Origin of the sequence: Candidatus Chazhemtobacterium aquaticus (genome assembly GCF_009936135.1) — a bacterium.
In the GTDB taxonomy this organism is placed as follows: domain Bacteria; phylum Patescibacteriota; class Microgenomatia; order UBA1400; family Chazhemtobacteraceae; genus Chazhemtobacterium; species Chazhemtobacterium aquaticus.
Map to the genome: position 1 here is coordinate 91109 of NZ_CP047901.1, position 22276 is coordinate 113384.

The 22276-nt window shown below is 45.3% G+C and carries 20 protein-coding genes; 5 read left to right on the forward strand and 15 right to left on the reverse strand.

What is annotated here, in order from left to right; translation table 11 throughout:
• Positions 1-23: 23 nt before the first annotated feature.
• The 9 genes from MICH65_RS00425 to MICH65_RS00465 form a co-directional block, all read right to left on the reverse strand.
• Complete coding sequence (locus tag MICH65_RS00425; RefSeq protein WP_161931472.1) at positions 24-2366, reverse strand: type IV secretory system conjugative DNA transfer family protein; 2343 nt, start codon at positions 2364-2366, stop codon at positions 24-26.
• Complete coding sequence (locus MICH65_RS00430; protein WP_161931473.1) at positions 2359-2721, reverse strand: hypothetical protein; 363 nt, start codon at positions 2719-2721, stop codon at positions 2359-2361. The genes MICH65_RS00425 and MICH65_RS00430 overlap by 8 nt, the downstream gene beginning before the upstream one ends.
• Before the next feature lie 45 nt (positions 2722-2766).
• Positions 2767-3306 (reverse strand): cob(I)yrinic acid a,c-diamide adenosyltransferase, encoded by a 540-nt coding sequence (locus MICH65_RS00435; protein WP_161931474.1) that lies wholly within the window; start codon positions 3304-3306, stop codon positions 2767-2769.
• 10 nt (positions 3307-3316) lie between these two features.
• Positions 3317-5854, reverse strand: coding sequence for a vitamin B12-dependent ribonucleotide reductase (locus tag MICH65_RS00440; protein WP_236870855.1), 2538 nt, complete (start codon positions 5852-5854; stop codon positions 3317-3319).
• 19 nt (positions 5855-5873) lie between these two features.
• On the reverse strand, positions 5874-6374 hold the full coding sequence (gene nrdR / locus MICH65_RS00445; RefSeq protein WP_236870856.1) for a transcriptional regulator NrdR: 501 nt from the start codon (positions 6372-6374) through the stop codon (positions 5874-5876).
• 256 nt (positions 6375-6630) lie between these two features.
• On the reverse strand, positions 6631-7212 hold the full coding sequence (locus MICH65_RS00450) for a DUF5667 domain-containing protein (RefSeq protein ID WP_161931475.1): 582 nt from the start codon (positions 7210-7212) through the stop codon (positions 6631-6633).
• Between the two features lie 35 nt (positions 7213-7247).
• Positions 7248-8492, reverse strand: coding sequence for a M20 family metallopeptidase (locus MICH65_RS00455; RefSeq protein ID WP_161931476.1), 1245 nt, complete (start codon positions 8490-8492; stop codon positions 7248-7250).
• A 52-nt stretch (positions 8493-8544) separates the two neighbouring features.
• A complete protein-coding gene (locus MICH65_RS00460) occupies positions 8545-9180 on the reverse strand; it encodes a CPBP family intramembrane glutamic endopeptidase (RefSeq protein ID WP_161931477.1) in 636 nt (211 codons plus the stop codon).
• Positions 9181-9214: 34 nt separating this feature from the next.
• A complete protein-coding gene (locus MICH65_RS00465; RefSeq protein ID WP_161931478.1) occupies positions 9215-9727 on the reverse strand; it encodes a hypothetical protein in 513 nt (170 codons plus the stop codon).
• Positions 9728-9785: 58 nt separating this feature from the next.
• On the opposite strand from MICH65_RS00465, the gene MICH65_RS00470 reads away from it, so the two are divergent.
• The 4 genes from MICH65_RS00470 to MICH65_RS00485 all read left to right on the forward strand — a co-directional run bounded on the left by MICH65_RS00470 (position 9786) and on the right by MICH65_RS00485 (position 16675).
• Entirely contained in the window at positions 9786-12371 is a 2586-nt protein-coding gene (locus tag MICH65_RS00470; RefSeq protein ID WP_161931479.1) for a transglycosylase domain-containing protein, read from the forward strand.
• Between the two features lie 111 nt (positions 12372-12482).
• The gene (locus MICH65_RS00475) at positions 12483-12638 is read left to right on the forward strand and encodes a hypothetical protein (protein ID WP_236870857.1); all 156 of its coding nucleotides are present in this window, start codon (positions 12483-12485) and stop codon (positions 12636-12638) included.
• 76 nt (positions 12639-12714) lie between these two features.
• The gene (locus MICH65_RS00480; RefSeq protein WP_161931481.1) at positions 12715-14007 is read left to right on the forward strand and encodes a glycosyl hydrolase family 18 protein; all 1293 of its coding nucleotides are present in this window, start codon (positions 12715-12717) and stop codon (positions 14005-14007) included.
• Positions 14008-14089: 82 nt separating this feature from the next.
• Positions 14090-16675, forward strand: coding sequence for a transglycosylase domain-containing protein (locus MICH65_RS00485; protein WP_161931482.1), 2586 nt, complete (start codon positions 14090-14092; stop codon positions 16673-16675).
• 6 nt (positions 16676-16681) lie between these two features.
• Here the strand turns inward: MICH65_RS00485 and MICH65_RS00490 are convergent, their stop codons facing one another.
• The 3 genes from MICH65_RS00490 to MICH65_RS00500 are packed head-to-tail and all read right to left on the reverse strand — an operon-like array spanning position 16682 to position 19044.
• Positions 16682-16990 (reverse strand): hypothetical protein, encoded by a 309-nt coding sequence (locus MICH65_RS00490; RefSeq protein WP_161931483.1) that lies wholly within the window; start codon positions 16988-16990, stop codon positions 16682-16684.
• Positions 16991-17009: 19 nt separating this feature from the next.
• Entirely contained in the window at positions 17010-17999 is a 990-nt protein-coding gene (locus MICH65_RS00495) for a 2-hydroxyacid dehydrogenase (protein WP_161931484.1), read from the reverse strand.
• A gap of 49 nt (positions 18000-18048) precedes the next feature.
• Complete coding sequence (locus MICH65_RS00500) at positions 18049-19044, reverse strand: carbohydrate kinase family protein (protein ID WP_161931485.1); 996 nt, start codon at positions 19042-19044, stop codon at positions 18049-18051.
• Between the two features lie 23 nt (positions 19045-19067).
• On the opposite strand from MICH65_RS00500, the gene ung reads away from it, so the two are divergent.
• Positions 19068-19730, forward strand: a complete 663-nt coding sequence (gene ung / locus MICH65_RS00505) for a uracil-DNA glycosylase (protein ID WP_161931486.1) — start codon at positions 19068-19070, stop codon at positions 19728-19730.
• Here the strand turns inward: ung and MICH65_RS00510 are convergent.
• From MICH65_RS00510 to MICH65_RS00520, 3 genes are read right to left on the reverse strand one after another with little or no spacing between them, the layout of a single operon-like run.
• On the reverse strand, positions 19720-20466 hold the full coding sequence (locus tag MICH65_RS00510; RefSeq protein WP_161931487.1) for a class I fructose-bisphosphate aldolase: 747 nt from the start codon (positions 20464-20466) through the stop codon (positions 19720-19722). The two genes, ung and MICH65_RS00510, sit on opposite strands and share 11 nt — an antisense overlap.
• A 1-nt stretch (position 20467) precedes the next feature.
• Positions 20468-21439: a transketolase family protein gene (locus MICH65_RS00515; protein ID WP_236870858.1), complete on the reverse strand. Its 972-nt coding sequence runs from the start codon at positions 21437-21439 to the stop codon at positions 20468-20470.
• Positions 21432-22265, reverse strand: coding sequence for a transketolase (locus tag MICH65_RS00520; RefSeq protein WP_161931488.1), 834 nt, complete (start codon positions 22263-22265; stop codon positions 21432-21434). Before MICH65_RS00520 ends, MICH65_RS00515 begins: the two co-directional genes overlap by 8 nt.
• Positions 22266-22276: the final 11 nt, after the last annotated feature.

A 22276-nucleotide genomic window follows, 5' to 3' on the forward strand; every position in this document is an offset into this window, starting at 1 on the left:
CTCTCCAGCTTAATTATCAACCACTATAACTGTCCTCGTCTCTCTATCTCATTCTCAACCTCTTCCCTATCCTTACCGTATTTCAACCTAGACAACTCCTTAATCATCTCAGCCACTCGTCTATCCCCCATTCTTTTCTCCGCCTCAAGGTCCCTCCACACATTCATCGAAAACGGTGGTACCGGTGTTCCCTCCACGATCGTCTTAACATAAGTAGTCTGAGCCGGGATATTAGTCAAATCAGACTCATTAAACACCGGCGCAAACTCCTGAGCCATAATGTTGGCATCAGAAACACCCATCCTAAACACCACCATGGTTCCCACATTACCAAAAATTGCATTCCTTACTTCCTCATCAATCTGGCTCACAAACTGGTTAGCCACCGTCAAAGAAAGGGCGTACTTTCTAGCCTCTGACAAAATCTGAGCAAAATCTGGTGTGGCAAAATTCTGAAACTCGTCCACATAGAAGAAAAAAGGCTTTCTTTCTTCTCTTGGCATATCTTGTCTTGATAAAGCTGCCGCCAAAATCTTTGGCACCAACACCAATCCCAAAAAGTTGGCATCCTCTTCACCTAACAATCCTTTTGATAACTTGAGAAACACAATCTTACCCTCATCCATTGCTTTGCGGAAATTCAAAGTAGACTGACTCTGGCCAATAATGTTTCTGATCATCTTATTGGTAATAAATCGGCCAAACTTACTCACGATATAGTCAAGAGTCTCACTCTTGTGAAACTCACTTGTCTGAGCAATCTGTTCAGTCCAGTACCTCTTCACAATCGGATCTTTAATTTTAGGCAACAGCTCCTGAACATATTTTTCGTTTTGCAATATCCTAGTTACCTCAATAAAGGTCGCCCCTGGTACCACGGCCGCAGTTAACATCGCATTTCTGATCGCATGCTCGAATCGAGGACCAACCATCCCCGTCTTATGCGGATCATACAGCTTATACATCAAATTAATGATCGAGCTAGCCACAAAATGCATCTCCTCTTCATGATTTACTTCCAGCAAATTAAACCCCATCGGTCTCTCCGTATCTGCAGGATCAAAAACAATAACATCCTCGGCTCTCTCCGGCGGCACCAACTCCAACAGCTCGTCAATACCCTCACCATGCGGCTCTAAAAAACAAACTCCATGACCAGCTTTAATATCCTGCAAAATCATCGATTTTAACAACTCAGTCTTTCCTGTTCCAGTCCTTCCCAGAACATACATATGTCTCATTCGATCTTTCTCGGTAATATGTATTGCCCTCTCCTGGCCGCGATAAACACTTTTACCTAAATACAAACCTGAAGTTGGAATACCACCAGTCGCCGGAGCCATTCTCGCTGGTAACCACACAATATGTGGCGTCTCAATCGTTTTATTCGGCAAGTGCCAGAGTGTTGCTAACTCATCGCTCGATAAAATTGAGTTCTGACCAAACATTGATTGATAGCGATAAATAAAATCAACCATAAACTGACTCTTCCACCCAATCGACTTCCCACTCAAACCATTCATCTCTGAATTAAACTGAGAAAAAGCCCCCTTAACGTTATTTAAGTTAGCCCTAGCTTGCTCTTGAGTCGGAGCCACACTCACCAGCCTAATTGTTGTTAAGAAACCAGGTTTACCCACCTTAGTATCCACAGCCTGCATATCTTCGGGTGACATCTTAAAACTGGCCTTCTCAGGATCAGCCTCCGCTTTTTTCAAACCACTCAAATACTCCTTACCCGCTTTACTCCAATTCGAATCTGCTGGGGAAATTAATACCTGAATTGCCGCCGCTTCACCTTCTCCCATCTTTGCCAGTGTTGCTGTTACCAAACTTAAAGGATCAGTCGCCAGCTCTTTATATGTTTTCAAAGGCATGTAGCTTTTATCCCTTACTACCAACTCAGCAAACTCAACCTTTCCCTCTTCACTAAAAATATTAGGTTCCTCAACCACTTTCACCTCGGCTCCTGGATACGCTCCCGAGATTTGCTTCTCTACTAATGAGACCAAACTCTCATGACATGACACATAAAACGCTATCGCTTCTTTCTTTGCCACAATTTCAAAACTCAGGTGCTGCTGAGCCTTAAATCTCTGCCAAAACCCACCTCTCTTGATTGAATACAGCGCTGCAAACATCTGTTCTGCCGCCTCAATTTTCACCTCATTATCTCTTGGCACCAAAATCTGCATCACCACAAATCGTAAGCTTACCTCCTCTCGATTCTTATATTTAAACCACTGCATCATTGCCACTCCCAAACCAGCCGTTACTATCACCACTACCGACAATACTGCCACTATCCCAAAAACCATACTCACCCACTCCGTCATATTTGTTAACAAATCTATACCACTATTCATTGCCTACCTGTCTATAAAACACCCTACCGGGGTATTTTTTAATAATCATGACGCTCCACTCAGCCAACCAACGCAAACTATTTGACACCTTACTTTTCAAACCTGTTTTCATCTCACCCTCCGTCAACGGCAATACTATCTCCGCCTCATCAGGTACAGACTGAGCCACTACCTGACCATGATCATCAACAATTTGTTTAGGCAGACTCACCTGACCACTAACAACCGGCTTTACCCCCCCTCCATCATTGTCTACCTCCACCTGTTTTTCCACTCTCTCCAAATAACTGTCTACTTCCTCCGCAGCTATTTCCTCAGCAGTCTTCTGTCGCACTTCTCTCTCTAGGGCAGTCATAATCCTATCTTATCATTGATCTCACCTCATCCCAACCTAAAATCCTTAGTAATCCAAACCACGTACCGCTTTAATCCCCCGATCAAATGGATGCTTTATTTTCTTCATCTCTGTTACCAAATCAGCCAGCTCAATCAATCTCTTACCCGCCCCCCTCCCTGTTAATATCAAGTGTGTCTTACCCCTCGACTCAAGCAACCCAACAATTTCATCCTCATTCACCAAACCATCTCCTATAGCATTAACCACCTCGTCCAACACCAATAGATCCACTTTTCTTAATTTTTCTCTTGCTAATTCTAAAGCCATCTTTGCCGCTTCCTTATGATCACTGACACTTGCATGATCAGTCGGTAACTGATAAAAACCCCTTCCCATCAGAAAAATCTCCATATTCTCAAAGTTTTCCCCAATCTCCTGGTCCACAGTTGGCCACCTAGCTTCCTTGTACCACATAATTACTACCACTCTCATTCCAGTTTTTGCTGCCCTCACCGCAGTCCACAAAGCAGCCGAGGTTTTGCCTTTACCCTCACCAGTAAACACATATACCATCCCTTGTTTACCCACGCTACTCTTAACCATCTCTAAATTATTAACACTTACTCGCCCCACATGAGTAGCACTTTGAACAACCCTCCTCTATTACCAAAGTCGCTTGCCCACACTCGGGACACAAATCCCGCCTCTCTTTGGTTAAAGGCAGCGCTTCCTGCTGCACCACCTCACCCAGATCTCCACTACTCACACTATCCAATAGTGGTGATTTACTCGCAAAACCGTTACTCCCACCCTTCACTTCCTGCTCAACTTCTGGTTGCATATGCTCTCGCAAAACCTTTGCCACTCCATCCGCCAAACTTCGCACCTTACCATTACCAAAACCCACACTCTCTGCCCCCCCAATTCCAGCTAATTGTTCAACCACAGCCTCAGCCACAGAACGTGCTGGTAACACGGAAGGTACTCTCAGGGAAAGCGACACCAGTCTACCAATCGCCTCAGCATCGGCTGTAACATGTGTCCCCGCCTTACCCACATTTACAAACACCTCAAAAGGGTTACCCAAATCATCACTATTAACTACCACAAACGCCGTCCCCACCGGAGTCTTGATCTTATATGTACTTCCAACTAACTTCTTCGGCCTTACTCGTAACTCCGCCACCTCAGACCGAGTTTCACTCTTCTCCTCGATAACCATCCCCTTATCATCAGTCTTTTTATCAGTCTTGCTTCCCACGTTTAAGACCTGCCAATCTTTTGAACCATCTCGATATACCGTAATTCCCATACAACCCTCCGACCAGGCTTGCAGATATGCCTGAGCTACATCATCGACCTTTGCCTCATTCGGTAAGTTAATCGTCTTGCTTACTGCGTTATCGGTATACCTCTGCCATGCCGCTTGCATCATTACATGATCAGCCGGCTTGATCTCGTGACTGGTTACCAAAACCTTTCTCCATTTATCAGGCACTCCTTTCACATCGTGCACATTACCCGTTTCTGCAATTTTTTCCTCCAATTCTTTACTCCACCAACCCTCTTTCTCTCCAATCTCTCTCAAAACCGGATTTACAAACACCAACTCTCTATTAATATGCTCATCCTTAACTGTATGTCGATATGCCAATGCAAAAATCGGCTCTACTCCACTGCTTGAATTAGCAATAATCGAAATCGTCCCAGTTGGCGCTATCGTTGTCACCGTCGAATTACGAAGCGGCCTACCTTCTTTGTATATACTCTCACTCCATAAAGGAAATGGGCCCCGATCCTCCGCCAGCGCTTCACTAGCCTTATGCCCCTCATCACTAATAAATCTCATGATTTTCTCAGCCAAATCAAAAGCCTCTTTAGAATCATAAGGAATTCCCAACAAAAACAGCATGTCTGCCCAACCACCAATCCCCAAACCAATCCTCCTAATCTTTCTAACCGTCTCCCAAATTTGCGGTAAAGGATACGGATTAACCTCGATCACATCATCCAAAAACCTAACTGATTGCCAAACCGCTTCTTTCAATCCATCCCAATCAACCCCTCTACCTTCCTTTCCGTCCTTAACAAAATATCTTAAGAAAATACTTCCCAAATTACACGCGTCAAAACCATACAGCGGTTGTTCTCCACATGGATTAGTGCTCTCTATTGGCCCCAAACTCGGCACTGGATTAGCCTTACTCGCATTAACCCGATCAATAAACACCATTCCGGGATCCCCCGACCTCCAAGCTGAGTCACAAATTAAATCAAAAATCTCTCTTGCTCGCTCCTTACCAACTACCTCTTTTGTATGTGGAGCCACCAACTCATACTCACCATCTTCCTCCAAAGCCTTCATAAAATCGTCGGTAGCCAACACTGAAATATTAAAGTTTGTTATCCCCCCCTCAAGCTTACAAGTAATAAACTCTTTAATATCTGGGTGATCCACTCTAAGCATTCCCATATTAGCCCCTCTTCTTGTTCCACCTTGCTTGACTTGCTGTGTTGCCGCGTCAAATATCTTCATAAACGACACAGGACCGCTGGCAACCCCTCTCGAGGTTTTCACAAACGCTCCCTGCGGTCTCAACCTACTAAACCCAAAACCAGTGCCTCCTCCGCTCTGATGAATAATTGCCTGCCATTTAATTGCATCAAATATACCAACCAAAGAATCCTCCACTGGCAACACAAAACAAGCCGAATACTGCAATCCGTTACCCTTACCCGCATTCATTAGAGTTGGTGAGTTAGGTAAAAACTTAAGCGACACCATTAGTTTGTAATAACTTTTAGCTAGCTCAATTACTGCTTTCCTATCAGCCCCCCAAACCACTTCAGCACTCGCAATCGCGAAAGCCACTCTCCACACCATCTCCTCCGGCGTCTCTTTCACCTCACCTTGAGCATCTTTATCCAAGTATCTTTCTCTTAAAACCTTCAGTGCTTGCTCAGACCACTGTCCGACTGGTAAATCATCCGGTAATTCTGGCCTATCTCCCGCCTTAGCAGAAACTAGTTTCATCACCTCCCCGTAATCCTTCATCTCTTGTTTTACTTTCCTATACTCAATATCATCTCCTTCTCTCTCTTTTTCTTTTTCTTCTTTTTTAATCTCGTAAATTGTTGCTGAAACTGCCATTTTTTTAACAAAATAAATACTAATTAGCTTTTTTAATCTCCAACTCCTCCATCACCGCCTTAAAATCCCTTAAATTATCCACATCCAGATACACACTAGCAAATCTTAAATAAGCCACACCGTCAATCTTTCTAAGCCTCGTTAGCACTAACTTACCAATATCCGTGCTCTTTACCGTGGTCGATTTTCGATTCAATAGCTTCATCTCGATCTCATCAACCACACTCTCGATCTCTTCCTCACTTATTCCTCTTTTCCAACACGCCTTCTGTATCCCTCTTTCCAACTTATCCCGACTAAATTCTTCTAACTCACCCGAACGTTTCTCCACCTTTAAATCAATATTTCCTACCTTCTCATAAGTAGTAAACCGCTTTTTACATTTCAAACACTCTCGTCTCCGCCTCACCTCTCCACTGTCACCTGTAGACCGGCTTTCCAACACTGTTGAATTCTCATTTCCGCAATACGGACACCGCATATTCTTTAATTCAAATTCATATTCGCAAGCACCACCCATAGTGGCAAGAAATACCCTAAAACACTACCGTTAACCTGTCAACCCTATCCATATATACCAAAACATATCACCCAGCTCAAATACCGCATAAATTACTCTAATCAGTCCCAAAGCTCAAATCCCACCACCACTGCGTAAAAACAACCAATAACAACACCACCACCTCTTACTCATTCCTATAAAATGTACCGTTTAATCCAGACAACAACCCTTTCTTTTTTCCAATTGAAACCACTAATTCTTAAACCTATAAACACTACTCTCTCTCCAAGACTCTCTGCAATCTCTTGTTATGTTCATTGGCTCTATCCTTATACTCATCCATTCTCGGTCTCGTTTTCTCGCTCACCTTTTCTACTAAACCACGCCAAGTCTCCCTATACTTAGCTGTTCCTCGCTCTAAACTATTAGCCCAAACCCCCACATTCTCCCCCTCAACTTTAATTTCCTCTATCATCGATATTGCCCTTTCTTGATACATCATTGCTTTCAAACCAGTTTCCACTCCTAAATCCTCCTCCCCTCTCTCCAACAGCACCTTAGCAGCAGCCATTCTCTTGTCGGCATACAAAACCATTAACTCTATTTTCTTACCACGATCAAAAGTCAACCACTCAACCACCCTATCCCTCATCATTTTAAGAGGATACAAATAATGCCCGGGCAATAACCCTGGATAGGGCAACTCATACATCACCTCACCCTCCTCAATCATCTCGCTGACTCCCATGCCAACTCCTGGTTCACTCACGCTCACAGTCTCCTCTCGAGCTCTCACCATGGACACACCCAGTATTAACACAGCCATCACCACCGCCATTAACCTCAACAATTTCATTCTCCCTCCATTCTACTCCAATTACACAAGCTCTACTACTTAACCCCTACCTTTCTCTCTCCCAAATACTCCAATATGGTCCTTGCATAAATCTCAGTCACTTTCCTTAAACTCTCTAAGTCAACCCACTCACCTTCCGCTCCCTCACCCCCATCTGGACCAAAACCAGCAATACAAGGGACATCTCTACTTGTTAACATCCAAGCATCGTTCCAGGGCCCACACCCTTCAAGTTTAGGTTGTTTACCCAACACTTCCTTAGCCTGCTCAGCCAGCACCTGTACCAACCCCTCACTTCTCTCAATCTCCATCGATGGCACAAACAATAAATCCTCCAGATCCCACTCCAAATCAGTCAATCCAGACAACCGGTCCTCGATCCATAAACGAACCTGCACATCCGTATTCCCAGGCATTAATCTAACATCCCCCCACGCCTCACACTTGTCAGGTACAACATTAACACTTGTTCCACCTTTAATTTTTGTTGGAAAAGTGAACACCGGCAACCTTCCTGGAAAAGCCCTAGCCGGCTTGAAAGGAAGATCAAAACCAGACAAAACTCTCATCACCCTATCCATTTGTAATATGGCATTCTTTCCTTTCTTGCCTCTTTCCCACGCCCTTCTCCCTGTATTTACCGCTTCTCCATAAGTCTTGAGTAAAAACCTATAACCACCTCTGTGTCCAATAGCAATCTTATCAGTTCCTGGTTTACCCAATATTGCCGCCTTAGCTTTAATCCCCTTATTAATCAAATATGCCAAACCAATCTTACTCGCCCCCTCCCCCATACCATCAGCTACAAACGCCATTCTCAACTTCCCATCCAATCTAACCCCTAAATCAGCCAATGCCTTATACGCAAACATATAAGCCGACAATGTTGCCTTCATGTCCAAAGCTCCTACTCCATACAACCTTCCGTCTCTAACAATTCCAGAAAATGGTGTATTAATCAACTCGCTTCCAACCCCACCCGTATCCATATGTCCAACCAACAAGATACTTTTTCTTGATCTTGCCGGACCCCAAGTAGTCACCAAATTTGGTCTACCACTTCTGGCCCTCAAATACCTTGGCCGCAACCCCCAATCACGAAACTTACCTCTAATCAACTTGGCTACCTTAACCTCAACCTGCGCGCTTCTCATTGCCCCATCTCCAGGATTAACACTCTTTGCCCTTACCAACTCCGCTAATAACTTAGATTGCTCTTCAAAGTTACTCTCAACCTGTTTAGCAATATCCCGACCCAGTTTTTTTGTCAATTGATACATAGCTTGGCCATCATCCTAACACCCACTCTCAAGTTTTGTAAAGCTTTCCTGGTTAACCAAACATATAAATCGCCACCCCCCACCACCAATGACTCAGTATCGGCGCAATCACGTTTCTTGTTCTCATCATCACCCAATAATTACCCATTGCCATCAACATAATAACTACCAAAAAACCCAACATCTCCCCGCCACCATACCCATATACGAATATCGCAATTGGTAAATGTAACAAAGCAAAACCCAATCCGGTAAGAGTAATAGCCACCCATTCACTTACCACAAAACCCTTAATCTTCTGCAACAAATAACCCGAAAAAACTACCTCCTCAGTAACTGCCGTCACCAATCCTATTCCCACTACATCCAACCACCCCATCGCCTCACCATCCAGTTTTATCTCTCCATACTTACTCCAACCAGCCAACCACGCCACCAAACCATATAGCAAACCTAAAGACATTCCCCAAACTAACGCTCCTTTAACAGATCCTTTAAACAGATTGACTCTCCTCTTTTCCCTTGACCACAGCCACCACAAAGGTAACATCCACACCACTGGCTTAAACCACAGCTCCTCAATTACCTCCGGCAATCTTATCAACAATCTAAACAAACCCCAAGCTGCCAACAAATAGACGTAATACATCAACACCTTCAAAAAACTCCCATCCTTCTTACTTCTCATCTTCAACCATTCTAGAACGCCTAAACCAACAGGGTCAATCTTTAGGCGACTTGAGCATGACCCGGCACTTTACAGACATTTCCATTACTTCTCGAAAACCATCCACCAACTTTCGCGCCTCCTCCAGACTAACTAGCCTCTCTCTACCAGCAAAATAATGAAAAATCATGTTTCTTCCTTCTCTCCACGCCTTCCACATTAATCTAGGAAACTTCTTATACTCAGCATCATCTGTTTTTTCACACATCCTTTGTAAATCATCAAACAACCACCAACCATTCCTATACTTAGCCGGCAAACTCGGGTTCAAACTTCTCCCAATTCTAAAGTGCTTACTCAGGTAAGTTTTCTCACTGATTAAGCCAATATTATGCAAGAACTTCTTCACAAAACCTTCATATGCTTTCGCCATCGGAAAAACCACAAACGAATAATCCACCAGCTCTTCAGCGCCCATCTCTTCACGGTCGAGCAAATAATAAGCCTCCTCAACCAAATCACGCATTGTCGGCTCTAAGTACTCAAACCAATCTTGCTCTTTAAACATACCCCCCATAATAACATGACCCCTCCATTATCAATCCATCAAACTATATAATGTCCCCATGGCTTCAAAATCTCGATCAAAAAAAACTACCCCTCCCTCTCCGACACCAAAAACCAAGCAATCTCGAAAGATAAAGTTGTCTCATTTTCTTTCCCTATCACGCCTCCGGCTTCCTCATCCTCAACTCCATCTCCCCCACCTCCAGCGTAAACACATAATAATCATCAGTATTCTGATAGCTACCTTACTCTTCACAATTGGCTTTATCCTCTTTAAAGATGTCCCCAATCCCACTTCTCTATCCAAACGTCCTGCTCCCGTATCAACTCAAATTCTTGATCGCCATGGCCAACTTCTCTACGAGATTTACACCGACCAAAACCGTACTCCAGTCTCCATCAAAGACTTACCCGATCATCTCACCCAAGCTACCATCTCCATCGAAGACAAAAACTTCTACTCCCACCATGGCCTGGACTTAAGAGGCATTGCCCGAGCCGCTTTCAAAACCCTCACTGGCCAGCGTCTCGAAGGCGGATCCACCATCACTCAACAATTGGTCAAAACTGCTCTGCTTAATGATCCGTCCCGCACCATCTCACGTAAAATCAAAGAGGCAGCTCTTGCCATTCTCACCGAAATTATCTACTCCAAAGACCAAATTCTAGAGATGTACCTCAACAACGTACCCTACGGTGGCACTGCTTACGGCATCGAAACAGCAGCCCGTCAATACTTCAATAAATCAGCCAAAGACCTCACTCTTGCAGAAGCCACCCTACTTGCCGGACTTCCCCAAGCCCCCACCCGTTACTCGCCCTTTGGTGCTCACCCCGAACTAGCCAAACAACGCCAAGAACAAGTCCTTCGCCGTCTCCACGAAGATGGATATATCACCTCAGAAGAACTCGAGACTGCCAAGAATGAATCACTAAATTATGCCAGCGTTAAATCAACCATCAAAGCTCCCCACTTCGTCCTTTGGATCAAAGACCTTCTCGTCGACCGCTACGGCGAAGATTTAGTCAACCTTGGTGGACTTAGAGTTACCACTACCCTAGACCTTAATCTGCAAGAATACGCCCAAGCCTCCCTATCAGCCGAAGTTGACAAGTTAGAACGTCTCAAGGTCGGTAATGGAGCCGCCCTAGTCACCAAGCCAAAAACCGGAGAAGTGCTTGCTATGATCGGCTCAAGAGACTACTTCGACAAAGAACATGACGGAGCTGTCAATATCACCCTCCGTTACCGCCAACCAGGATCCTCAATCAAACCCCTCAATTACGCCGTCGGACTCCTTAAGGGTTGGCCAACCTCCACCATGTATCTTGATATACCCACTTGTTTCACTCAGTCTGGCCAAAAAGCATATTGCCCAAAAAACTATGACAACACCTGGCACGGGCCGACCCAAATGCGCTTCGCTCTTGGTAACTCCTACAACATCCCTGCAGTTAAACAACTTGCCCTCAACGGTCTTGACGCTATGATCGCCACTGCCTCAGCCATGGGCATCACTGGCTGGGACAATCCCGATCGCTTTGGTCTCTCACTCACTCTAGGCGGTGGAGAAGTCCGCATGATTGACATGGCAGTCGCCTTCGGCGTCTTCGCCAACTCGGGCGTCAAAGTACCCCTTAATCCAATTCTAAAAGTTGAAACATATACCGGACAAGTTCTTGAAGAAACCAATCTTGAAACCATCGCCGACCTCGCCTCAACCTCGCCCCTCAACTGGGATGATTTCTGGAGCAAACCACGCTCATCCAACAACCCAACCACTCAAACCACCTCCGTTGATCTGGGAATTGCCTCACCCTATTCCAGTTTCTTTGATCGCTTACTTGGCAAAAAACCCGGCAACCAAACTCTTAACATCACCATTCCCGAAACTCAGGTTACCACCGTCCTCCCTGAAGAAGTAGCCTACATCATCTCCCATATCCTCCTCGACAACAATGCCAGGGTTGGCGCCTTTGGATCAAGCAGCGAGCTCGTCATTCCTGGACATACTGTCTCCGTCAAAACCGGAACCACCAACGATCTACGTGACAACTGGACCATTGGCTTTACTCCCGACTATCTCGTCACCACCTGGGTCGGCAACAACGATAACACCTCCATGAGCTACGTTGCCTCAGGTGTTACCGGCGCCTCGCCCATCTGGAACGATATCATGCGTTTTGTCCTAAAAGACGAAAAAGACCGCTTTCCCACTCGCCCCCAAGGTATCGCCGATGCCCAAGTCTGTACCCTAACTGGTCTGCTTGCCTCTCCCGACGCCCCTTGTGACACCCGAAACGAAATCTTCATTAAAGATCACCTCCCTCTCCCCTCCACCACTTTACCCACTCGCAAGCAAATCTGGATCAGGCGGGACACCAACCAACCCCTTCTTCCAGGCGAAGAGGTTATTGACCTCAATCTTGAAGAACACACCGTTGTCTCAGACCCCTTCACTCAAGAATTCTGCCTTGACTGCGCCTATCCCCAAGAAACCAAGCCCAACCCTGACAATCCCGATGAACAAATTCCCACGGGCAAAATCTCCTACCCCACCTTCATCATCAACTACGATCTCTTCAAAGCTAAAAACATCACTCCCACCTCCTGGATCAATACCACTCAACCACCCATAAACTAACCACAAACGAACCCATAATATTGACATTTATCCTCCACTCCCCTAAACTATCCCCATCGTTCTTTCTGCTTTACAGGAGAAAACGGCATGTCAACGATTGATTACTCCAACATGTCATCCCAAGAGCTAGAACACCTTGCTCCAGATGATCCGGATGCGGCATGGGAGCTGTTTAACCGAATCCTTGATCAAGGTGAACCACTAGGAGACCTGGAACCCGACGAGGCTCAGTCCCCTTCTTCTCCAGCAGTCGTTGTGAACGACTAACCCGGAACAGTAAGAACAACACCCCTGTGCCTACCCGCCCAGGGGTGTCTTTTTTCTACAAGGTACAATTATCACCATGGAAATCACTCCCCCATCACCATCTCCAAAACCTTCTCGTGTTCATATTGGCCCTATCATCCTTGTCATTCTCTCTCTCACAGCCTTCATTCTTGCCGGTATCATCTATCTAACTCGCTCCACTCCTCCACCCCTTCTCTCACCACTAGCCCAAATTGCTAATCCAGTCGCCGATATATTAGGAATTAACCCAAAACATCCAGAAAAAATCATCTACGGCTTTCTACCTTTCTGGAACATGAATGAATCCGACAATTTCAACTATCACCTACTCACCCATGTCGCCTATTTTGGTCTAGACTACAACCCAGACGGAACTATCCACAAAATCAGTGATGACAACACCCTTGAACCAGGTTGGAATCAACTCAACTCAAGCCAAGCCAATCAGGTTTTCCGTTCAACCAAATCCGCCCGAGGTAAGACTATCATTGTCATGCGAGCCATGACCCAAAAACTAATTGAGTCACTTGTCAATAATCCCGATCACCGCCAACAGGTCATCGACTCAACCATGGAGATTCTTGATCAAAAAAACTTTGACGGGATCAATATTGATTTCGAATATGTTGGCACTCCAGACACTCAAACTAAAAATAACTTTTCTCTTCTTGTAAAACAATTAAGCTCTGTCTGCAAACAAACGCGTCCTGGCTGTGAAGTTAGTATAGATGTTTTCGCAGACTCAGCCGTTAAAAACCGAATTTGGGATTACGCCAGCATCACTCCTCACATTGACTACGTTATTATTATGGCCTACGACTTCTTCCGCTCATCCTCATCCCAAGCCGGACCCGTCGCCCCATTAAGAGGGGCATGCTCAGAATCATCATCAGACCAATCGACTTGTCTCGAATATGACGTAGCCCAAACTATCGCCGACTTTTCCAAAATAATCCCTGCTGAAAAAATTATTCTTGGAGTTCCTTACTACGGCTATCAATGGCAAACCACCACGTCTGAGTTCTTAAGCAACACCTATCAAAAAACCGGTGCCACAGCCACTTATAAACGCATCCAGGAACTCCTAACATCATCAAACCAAGAAGACAGATCAGCTATTCTCGGCCTCTCAACTCACTGGAACGACACCACCCTTACTCCTTGGATTACCTACACCGACACTGAAGGCAATATCCAACAAATCCACTACGAAGACGAACATTCCCTTTCTCTAAAATATGATCTGGTCAACCAAAGCAATATTGCCGGAATCGCTATCTGGGCTCTTGGATATGATGGACACTGGCCACAACTATGGCAGCTTCTTCAACACAAATTTCTCAAATAACCAATCAAAAGAGATCAAAACACATCATCTCTAATATTTTCTCTCTTTATTTTCATCCCCTAACCTTGCTAAAATTGTCCCAATGCGCCACACCGGACAGGGGTCATTGATAAACAGATCTCTATACCAACTCACCCATAAAATCACAAAATACTTTAATACCCTAAATCATCTATCAAACAAGCAACACAAAAATAAGCTGCCAATCAATCACAATCCTATAAATCGAGTCACTCAATTCCTCAAATATCTTGGTCGTCCTGTTTTCAACATTCTTCTCCTCCTCATCCTCTTCTCCAACTTTACAATCACCCAAACTCTCAACTTACTTGGTTTAATCGGTCGTGCCACCCTCAACCTCCCTCCTGCAATTTTAAACCTCTTTAAACACGTAAGCTTACCCCGTCTTTCCAAACCATCTATACCAAAGATTGGTCTTCCACACCTGCCTAATCTGAAGCTTCATTTTTCTCAAAAAACTCATCACCCCATCCAATTCTCAATTCCTCAATTACCCCATTTACAACCACCCCACTTTCCCAAACTCCCTTCGCCTCGCATAAAACTACGCCCATCTCTCCTCAATCTCTCCGTCCTCACGCTTATTTTCATCTCCACCTTTCTTTATTACTGGATTCTTAAAGATCTACCCTCGCCACGAAAACTTTCAAATCTACAGCCGGAACTAACTACCCAAATCTTTGATCGACACGGTCGACTTCTTTACAAGATATATGACCAAGAAAAACGCACTCTAGTCTCTCTGGAAGATATCCCCCTCCATACTCGCCAAGCCACCATCGCTATTGAAGACAAGCACTTCTACTCTCATCAAGGCCTTTCGCTAAAAGGCATAATCCGTGCCATTCAAAGAAACCTTACTACTCAAGAGATCCAGGGCGGTTCCACCATCACCCAACAACTCATTAAAAATACCTTACTTACAAACGAAAAAACCCTACAACGCAAAATCAAAGAAGTTATTCTTGCTATTCACACCGAACTGATCTTCAGTAAAGACCAGATTCTCCAGATGTACTTCAACCAAGTTGGCTACGGTGGCCCAGCATATGGGATTCAGGAAGCCGCTCAACAATACTTTGCCAAAAATGTCTCAGATCTAAATCTAGCCGAGTCAGCCCTACTTGCTGGCCTACCGCAATCACCCACTCGCTACTCACCTTTTGGTGCCCACCCAGAACTCGCCAAGCAACGTCAAATCCAAGTACTAGATCGCATGCTTGAAGATGAGTATATTACCCTTCAACAATATCAAGACGCGCTTAATACCCCCCTTACTTTCGCCCCACCCCAAACCAGTATTCTTGCTCCTCATTTCGTCATGTATATCAAAGACCTCCTCGTCTCATACTTCGGCGAAGAACTTGTCACCCACGGAGGTCTCCAAGTCCACACCACTCTAGACCTAGATATCCAAAACCTTGCCCAATCCATCCTCAATCAAGAGCTTGATCAACTTAAAAATCTCCATGTCAACAACGGAGCCGTACTTATCACCAACCCTCCTTCCGGCGAAATCCTAGCTATGATTGGATCAAAAGACTACTTTGATATTGCTCACGATGGTCAGGTAAACCTAACTACCAGTCTTCGCCAACCAGGCTCAGCCATTAAGCCTATCAACTATGCTCTTGCTTTTGAAACCGGACTGACTCCCTCAACCATTATCCACGACACTCCCATAACCTTTAATCTCCCCGGATCCAAACCCTACACTCCCAACAACTATGACGGACGTTTCCACGGAGCCGTTACGCTCAGAACCGCTCTTGCCTCATCATATAATGTTCCAGCCATCAAGCTCCTAAATAGAAACGGGGTTATCCAAATGGCCAGATTAGCATCACAAATGGGTATCACCACCTGGGACAACCCTGCTCGCTACGGCCTTTCTCTTACCCTGGGAAGTAATGAGGTCAAAATGACCGACATGGCTGAAGTCTACGGTACCTTCGCCAATTTAGGTGTTCACGTACCCCTTAATCCCATCCTCTCCATCAAAGACTCCTCCGGTCAACCTCTTAAATTCAATCTCTGCAACCTACCCCAAACCGATACCAATCAATCCACCTTCACTGTTCAAGCTGCCACTACAAATACCAACTGCCAACCACATCAAGTCATCTCACCAGAAACCGCTTATTTAATCTCCGACATACTCTCTGACAACCAAGCCAGAACTCCTGCATTTGGCTCTCGTTCAGTTCTCCACATCCCTGATTACCAAGTCGCCGTTAAAACCGGTACTAGCAATGATCTGCGTGACAACTGGACCATTGGCTATACACCTGAACTCCTAGTTGCTACCTGGGTTGGCAACAACGATAACTCACCCATGAGTCGCATTGCTTCAGGCATCACCGGAGCCTCACCCATCTGGAGTCAAATTACCTCACAAATCCTTAAAAACACCGTTCCAACTACCTTCCCCACCCCATCCAACATTGTCAAGGTTCCCATTTGCACTCTCACCAACACTCTTACCTGTTCTGCTTGCCCCTCAACTAGGTTAGAAACCTTCATCCAAGGCACCCAGCCCACTATTTCCTGTACCACCGAACAAATCAACCAAGCTCTTGAAAAGAACACATCCTCACCTTTAGCCCAATCTTCTTTAGATCAAAACGATAACGCCTCCTCAGATTAAATACTCTTAATCCAGTTCGTACACCGCAGGACCAAACCAACCAACCCCTCCCTCTCTCACTGACTCTACCTCAACAGACCGACTCGTCTCACTCCTCCCTTCTCGACTAACCAACCTCCCCCACCAACTGGCCCCTCCTGCCTTTAAAGAAAACAACAAACTGATCAACACACTCACTGCCAATATCACCAGCACCCAAACTTTGCTCTCATTCTCCTTGCTCTCCTTCTTTGCCTCTCTATCTTCCCCAGCATCCTCTTCATTCATTCCCCTAATCTTTAACTGTCTACCCGTTGTCTCTTTTTCCTCTGCCATATATCCATTCTAACCCACTCTAACACTTGTGTACCCTTGCCCTACACCAAACCTCTTCATTTACCAAACCTTCTGGCTCTTCACCAGCCAGAGTTCTAAGTATATTGTTCACCGCCATCTCCGCCATTAACTCTCTTGCTTCATTAGTTGCTGATGCAATATGTGGTGTTAATACCACATTATCAAGTTTAAATAGTCCAGTATTAACTCTACTCTCATCCTCAAACACATCCAAACCAGCACCAGCGATCCTCCCCTCCTTTAACATCTCTATCAACTCATTCTCTTTTACAACCGCCCCACGAGCTGTATTAATCAACACCGCCGTCTTTTTCATCATCATTAATTCCCTTTTACCTATCATTCCTTCAGTCTCTTTATTCAATGGCACGTTAAGACTAATCACATCCGCCTCCTTGAGTAACTCATCCAGTTTCTCTTTGTACTCACCCTTACACTCCTTCTCGACATCAACACTTCTTGATCTGGAATAATATATCACCTTCATCCCCAGCCCATAGCCCAACCTAGCCGTCCATTCACCTATCCTCCCCATACCCACTACTCCCAACACCTTTCGTCTCACTGTCATACCCACCATCAAATCAGGCTCCCAACCCTTAAACTTACCTGACCTTACATACTTGTCTCCTTCCACAATCCTTCTCATCACCGTCAACATTAATGCTATTGCATGCTCAGCCACTGACTCTGATAACGCCGCTGGTGTATTTGTTACCACTATTCCTCGTCTAGTTGCCTCACTCACCTCTACGTTATCAAAACCAACCGCACAGTTACTTATTATTTTCAAATTCTCTCCCGCCTTCTCCATTACTTCAGCATCAATTCTCTCTGTTAACAATGATAAGATCGCGTCCACTCCTCTAACCTTTCTTAACAAATCTTTTCTTGAAATCTCTCTTCCCGGCCAAACAACAACCTCATATTTCTCAGCCAGCCTATCAACAAAATCCCCCGCCAATTTCTGTGTTACAAAAACCTTCATATTCCAATTCTAAATATACTCATTAATAATGATCCCTAACTAATATAACCTATGTTCTCACTTTTTCCTCAACTAATCTCAATTCTTTCTTCATCCACTTGTCTAACTCACTCTCACTCAATAATCCTTCCTTAACTCCTATTTTCATCACCTCACTTGCTCCATTCGCCGCCCCAGCTTTCAAGCTATCCGCCAAACTCCAACCCTTGATCCTTCCATATACAAAACCACTACCAAATGCATCACCTGCTCCCGTATCATCTACACTCTTAACTCTATACGCTCCTGCCCGAACCCTTATCTCTCCATCAAACGCAACCGACCCCTTTTTACCCTCTGTCATGACTACCAACCCTCGACTCGCTAACCGACCAGCTCCTTTCATCAGCTCAACATCATCATCAAAACTAACTCCCAATAATCCAGCCAGTTCCAATCTATTCAACAACAACACATCTATCTTACCCAACACTCTCTCCAACCTACTCTTATCTTTCAGCTCCGCCTTTCCTGGATTAAACGCTACCTTTATCTCCTGCTTATTAGCAAACGCCACAATATCCTCAAGCAAACTCATCTTGCCACCCAAACTGGACACATAAAACCATTTTGACCCCTTCACCTTTTCCCAATCAATCTCTCTTGATAACAACTCCTTACTTACTCCTCGATAAGTCAGTATTGACCTCCCCCCCTCCTTATCCACCAATATCACCGACAAAGCCGACTCTCCCCCCTTTTCCTCGACCATTAACTCACTTCCCAAGTTATATTTTTCCAATGCTCGTTTAATCATCCCTCCAATTTCATCATCTCCCAACTTCACCACCGCACCCGCCTTCAACCCCTTCTTTATAAAGCTCACCGCCGAATTGGTTCCTCCTCCTCCCACATCAACATTGATCCCATCAACCTCAGTTTTTCCACCATATACCTGACACAAACCCACCCCACCAGCTATCTGGTGACCCTTCATCACCCTAAACTCACTCGATCTAATTGTCACATCAAGTACTACTGACCCAAAACTAACCACATCATACATAGACCCATGTTAACATACCCTCAATGAATGTCCGCATCGAACCCTCCTGGAAAAAGGTTCTCCAAACAGAATTTAACCAACCCTACTTCAAAAAACTTACTGAGTTTGTCAAAAAAGAATATATCTCCACCACCGTCTATCCACCCCCAAAATTCATCTTTAATGCTTTTAACTCCACTCCATTTAACCAAGTCAAGGTTGTTATTTTAGGCCAAGACCCCTATCACGGCCCCAACCAAGCCCACGGCCTCTGTTTCTCAGTTCTCCCCCCTACTCCTCCGCCACCCTCACTCCAGAATATCTACAAAGAGATAAAAAGCGACATCGGCCATATTACCAACACCTCAGGTGATCTCACTCATTGGACCAAACAAGGCATTCTTTTACTTAATGCCACTCTCACTGTCAGGGCCCACCAAGCCGGCTCCCATCAAAACAAAGGTTGGGAACAATTTACTGACGCTGTAATTAAGGTCCTCAATCAACAAAAAACCGGTCTCGTCTTTATTCTTTGGGGTGCTTACGCCCGCAAAAAAGGTGCCAACATCGATCGCCAACGCCATTTAGTTATTGAGTCAACTCATCCATCACCCCTCTCTGCCCATGCGGGTTTTTTTGGCAGTAAACCCTTCTCCCAAACTAACACCTATCTCCTCCTCAATGGACATCAACCCATCAACTGGTAAACACCAGTTTACCCAACTTCTCTGCCACCTCAACCGGCCTCTCGGCTTGCCACACGTTTCTACCGATCGCCAATCCCTTAGCCCCCGCCGCCATAATACCCCTTACCTCACTCTCAAGTCTTTCCCATCCAATCTTTCCTCCTCCTTGCGCCAACACCCCCGTCTTACCAGCAGATTTAACCACCCACTTAAAACTTTCCTCATCACCAGTGTAATATGTTTTAACATAATCAGCATTAAGCTCCATTCCCAGTCTTGCCGCATATGCCACCGTCTCTTTGTCATGCTCCTTACCCACCACCTTACTTCCCCTAGGATACATCCAAGCAATCACCGCTAAACCAGCTTTATGCGCCTCATCCTCAATTAGACTAAACTCACGCATCATCTCCCCTTCATGCTCACTACCAACATAAATGGTATATCCCACTCCCTTTGCCCCCAACTCAATCGCCTTTTTCACTGTGCATAATTGTGGACTATATGGCTCCTTTCCCTTACTATATGAACTCGCTCCATTCAACTTCACTACCAACGGCACTTTTGCCTTTTTTTGATCATAATATTTTGCCGCCACTCCTTCCTGAAAAATTACTCCTGTAAAAAACCCGCTCTCCGCGATCTCCATGATATAAGAAGGATCCACATTCTTCCCATTAAAATCAATCGGACCATGCTCAAATCCTTGATCATAAGCTAACAACATCACCCTTCCATCTCTTTCAAAAACACTCATATTATTTTCCAACTAATTCTCTAATCGCCTTGATTATAACCTCTTTACTCATTCCATACTTTACTAATAACTCCTCCGGCTTACCACTCTCTCCAAACACATCACTCATCCCCACCATTCTCATTTTCACCCCCACACCTTCCTTAACTAATACCTCTGCCACCGCGCTCCCCAAACCACCAATAATCTGATGCTCCTCCGCCACCACTACTCGTTTGCATTTCTGTGCCACCCGAATAATCTCACTCTCGTCTATCGGTTTAATTGTATGAATATTAATCACCTCGACATCCACCTTGCCCGACAACTCCTCAGCCGCTCGTAATCCCTCATACACCATTGCTCCGCTCACAATCAACCCCACCTCTCCCCCTCTTCTTAATACCTGAGCTTTACCTAACACAAAAGGAGTCATCTTGCTTGTTACCACTGGCCTTGCTGGAGCAGTCATCCGCATATACACCGGCCCCTCATGTACTACTATTGCCCTTGTCGCCCTTTTAACCTGTTCATAATCTGCCGGTGACACCACCACCAGATTTGGTAACGACCGGACCATACCCACATCCTCAAAGCTTTGTTGATTGGCTCCATCCTCACCATTGCCCGCCCCGGCATGTCCTCCCACCACTTTGACATTCGCTTTTCCTACACAAACACTCACCCGTAACTGATCATAGTTTCTTCCTGGTGAAAAACACGCAAACGAATTTACAAAAGGAATCTTTCCTTCCAAAGCCATTCCCGCCGCCACCCCCATCATATTCTGCTCCGCTATTCCCATCTCCACAAATCTGTCTGGATAATGCTTGGCAAAATCCTTGACTCTAGTACTCTCCATCAAATCCGCCACTACTACCCACATACGCTCATCTTTACCCAACTCCAACAACACCTCGCCATATCCATCTCGCATCGCCTTCACCTCCACCCTATCTAAATCCTCCACCAACTGCATCTCTGGATTAATCATCTTTTGTTTTTCCTAATTCCGACAATGCCTCAACCGCCTCTGCTGCACTTGGCGCCTTACCATGCCACTCAACCAAGCCCTCCATGAACCCAACCCCCTTACCCGGTATTGTATGAAGCAGTATCACCGACGGCCTCTCATAAACCATTCTTACCTTTGCAAAAACCTCCATAATCGATCCAATATTATGTCCATCCACCTCAAACACCTCCATCCCAAACGCCTCAAGCTTTGTTCTCAATGGTTCCAGTGGCATCACCTCCTCAGTTCGCCCATCAATCTGCATATTATTCCTATCAATCACCACCGTTAAATTCGCTAATTTTTCCTTGTTTGCCAGCATATACGCTTCCCACACCTGACCCTCTTGTTGCTCACCATCTCCCATAAAACAGACCACTCGCCATTGTTTTCTCTCTCGCTTCCCCACTATAGCCATTCCCACCGCCTGAGAAATCCCCTGACCCAACGGACCACTCGTATTCTCAATCCCCGGCAAACATCTTACTACCGGATGCCCCTGCAATCTCGAGTTAATCTGACGCAAACTCATCAGCTCTTTCTTTTCAAAAAAACCCATCTCCGCCAACACTGCGTACTGAGCTGGACAATAATGACCAGCCGAAAGCACCACTCGATCCCTCTCCTCATCCCAAGGATTATTAGGATCAACTCTTACCAACCCTCCCAAATACAGCGCCGTCCAGAAATCAGCCGCTCCCAAAGCTCCCCCCGTATGTCCACTTCCCACATTAACCAACATCTTGATTATCTCCTCCCTTATCTCATCTGCCTTTTCCTGCAACTCACTCACCGTATACCTCATATCTTCACTTT